This is a genomic window from Mesorhizobium sp. M7A.F.Ca.MR.176.00.0.0, from assembly GCF_004023165.1.
GTDB lineage: Bacteria > Pseudomonadota > Alphaproteobacteria > Rhizobiales > Rhizobiaceae > Mesorhizobium.
In genome coordinates this window covers 1-515 of sequence record NZ_RZTC01000262.1, presented here as the reverse complement: position 1 = coordinate 515, position 515 = coordinate 1, and the positions used below count along the sequence as shown (strand labels likewise).

The following is a 515-nucleotide window of genomic DNA, read 5'->3' as shown; positions in this document are numbered from 1 at the left end:
GCTTCGGCGGCCGTGCACGATCGCCAGCTCGTGCACATTCTCGCCAACATGGTGCTGGCAGCAGAGACGCGAGGCAATCATGTCTACTGACATCGCCATGAAGGTTGGCGCCGACCATCTGCGGCGTGATGCATTCCTCTACGTGCGTCAGTCCTCTCTCCGTCAGGTGTTCGAGAACACCGAGAGCACCAAGCGGCAATACGCTTTGCGCGATCGCGCAGTGGCGCTGGGCTGGCCGATCGAACGTGTCCACGTCATCGATAGCGACCTCGGCCTCTCCGGCGCGCAGTCGCAGCACCGCGACGGCTTCCAGCACCTGGTGAGTGAAGTGGCGATGGGGCACGCAGGGATCGTGCTGGGGCTGGAAGTGTCGCGCCTGGCACGCAACAATGCCGACTGGCACCGTCTCCTTGAGCTGGCCGCCCTGTCGCGCACGCTCATCATGGATGAGGACGGCGTCTACGAACTATCATGTTGATACCCTCATTCGGTAGCGGATTGAGTAAAGTCGAGGT

Annotated in this window: 1 pseudogene; it reads left to right on the top strand. The window is 61.9% G+C overall.

Annotated elements, in window-relative coordinates:
• Positions 1 to 79: 79 nt before the first annotated feature.
• A pseudogene (locus EOB59_RS34575) lies at positions 80 to 466 on the top strand (recombinase family protein); the annotation flags it as partial.
• Positions 467 to 515: the final 49 nt, after the last annotated feature.